The 2,524-nt window shown below is 67.0% G+C and carries 1 protein-coding gene; it reads left to right on the forward strand.

What is annotated here, in order from left to right; genetic code table 11:
• Positions 1-347 precede the first annotated feature (347 nt).
• Positions 348-2,432: a methyl-accepting chemotaxis protein gene (locus tag EV662_RS19275; RefSeq protein WP_165915660.1), complete on the forward strand. Its 2,085-nt coding sequence runs from the start codon at positions 348-350 to the stop codon at positions 2,430-2,432.
• Positions 2,433-2,524 lie beyond the last annotated feature (92 nt).

Below are 2,524 nucleotides of genomic sequence, written 5' to 3' on the forward strand. Positions count from 1 at the left end.
AAGGCGGCCCAAAGCCACCCCTCGCACGGGCGTCGGGTCGCTGCCGTGCGGCAGGCCGAAGAAGACATTCAACACATCTGCGAAATCCGGACGCGGGAACCCGGAGGTGCGTTGAACACGCCCTCGTCTTGCGAGGTCGTCATCGGGCCCCAGGATGACGTATCGGCGATTGTCCGCATTTTAGGGATTTCCCCTGTCCGCGACTTGGTCGACGCGCCGCCGGGAAACCGTGCGTTAGGTTTTACCTCCCAGACACAGGGCACGCAGAATCCGGGGTTCCCTGCATGTGCCTTTCGATTTCAATCCGAACAGCAATCCTGTCCATTGTCGCCCTCGCGGCCACTGTCATGCTGGGGCTCTTGGGCCTGATGCTGTACTCGGGCCAGGTCAGGGACGCCAACGAGGCCGAGATTCGGTTGGTTGAGAGCCAGCGTCAGACGCTCGACGCGCTCGAGATCGCGTTCCTCCAGGCGCGGCGGGCGGAGAAGGATTTCCTGTTGCGCCACGATGACCGCTATGTCGACCGACACGCGGCGGTCATGGCCGAGATCGGGCAACAGATCGAACAAACCGCAGAAATACATGGCCAGCTCGGGGCTTCCCGTGCCGAGGAGCAGGCCCTTCAGGCGCTGTCGGCAGCGGTCGCGGCCTATGGGTCGGCCTTCGGCGATCTCGTCGCCAGCCATCGACGCCTCGGTTACGACGAGGAGGCGGGCCTCCAGGGGCAACTCCGCGCGGCGGTGCACGAGATTGAGGAGGGCCTGGAGACGCTCGGACAGCCCGAGATGCAGGTGAAGATGCTGATGATGCGCCGGCACGAGAAGGATTTCATCATGCGGGGCGCCCCAAAATATCTCGATCGCCTGAACGCGCGGGTCGAGGAATTCCGCGCCTTCCCGGCCAGCTATTACAGCGGTCCGGCGCAGCGTGCCGAGATCGACCGCCTGCTGACCGCCTACCAGACGTCTTTTGCGGCTTTCGTAGCGGAAAACCTGGCGGAAAAGCAGTTGCGCGCAGACCTGTCGGCCCGTTTCGCGGAAGCCGAGCCACTGCTGGCGGCGGTCGATCACGCCATCGACGAGCGCGGCGAGGCGATCCTGGCGGAGGTGGTAGCCGTCAGCCAGCGCAGCCGGTCCAACGCGCTGACCCTCGGTCTGGCGGGGCTTGGTCTCTTCACGGTCCTGGCGTTGTGGCTGTCCTTTGCGATCGCGCGGCCGTTGCGCGCGATCCGAACGGCGCTGCAACAGATGATGGCAGGCGACTACAGCCGTCCTCTGCCCGGCACCCGCATCACGGAATCCGCGGCCATCTCCGAGGCCGTCGAAACGTTCCGAAGCGATCTTGCGATCAAAGACCGGGTCGAAAAGGAGATCGCCGAGGTCATCGCCGCCTGCGCCGCGGGAGACTTCTCGAGGCGCCTCGACCTGCCGGAGGAGGGCAATGGCTCCGCTGAACTGGTGCGCGGGGTCAACGCGATCGGCGAGGCGGCGCAGACCGGGCTGGGCGACGTGCTGGTCGTGCTCGAGGCGCTTTCGCGCGGCGATCTGACCCGGCGCATGCCGCCGGGCCACCAGGGCATCTTCGGGCAGATATCGGGCGCGATCGACACGCTGATCGGGAACCTGTCGGGCATCCTGCGCCAACTCGCCGGCAGCAGCGAGATGCTGAACCAAACCGCGCAGGAGATTGCCGGGGCGGCCGACGAAGCCTCGCATCGCGGACAGACGTCGGCGGCATCCCTGGAAGAAACCGCTGCCGCCTTGCAGACGCTCGCGAATACCGTGGAGGGCACGGCCTCCAGCGCCCGAAGCGCCGAGGACTTCGTGGGCGGCGCCCGCGGGCGCGCCGAGGCGACCCGCGTCGTGGCCGACAAGGCGGTCGAGGCGATCCAGCGCATCCAGGAGTCCTCGGGTGCGATCGGACGGATCACCGACATGATCGAGGATGTCGCGTTCCAGACCAACCTGCTGGCGCTGAATGCCGGGGTCGAGGCGGCGCGCGCCGGGGAGGCCGGCCGTGGCTTCGCCGTCGTCGCCTCCGAGGTGCGCGCCCTGGCACAGCGCGCCACGGAAGCCGCCGGGGAGATCAACGAACTGATCCGTGCCAGCGAGTTGCACGTGGCGGACGGTGTTACGTTTGTCTCGGACTCGGTGGAAGCGCTGAAGTCGATTCATGAGGCCGTCGTACAGGTCGCCGAGAAGGTCTCCGACATTGCGGCCAACACGGTGGAACAGTCGACTGGGATCGCCGAGATCAACACGGCGGTCGGTGCGCTCGACCGGGATGTCCAGAACAACGCGGCCACCCTCGAGCAGACCGCGGCTGCAGGCCAGAACCTGCGCGACGAGGCCGGTGTGCTGGTCGGCCTGGTCGGTCAGTTCCGGCTGCCGGAGGAGGGCGTGATCCGCGCCAGCGCCATCGCGGCGGAGTAGGCTTTACCCGCGGGGGCCGTGCGTGACGCAAGAAGCACCTGACTCTTCCGCGGGGTCCTCGACCTTGCTGCATCTGGGCCGCCCCGGAATCG

Origin of the sequence: Rhodovulum marinum, assembly GCF_004343075.1 — a bacterium.
GTDB lineage: Bacteria > Pseudomonadota > Alphaproteobacteria > Rhodobacterales > Rhodobacteraceae > Rhodovulum > Rhodovulum marinum.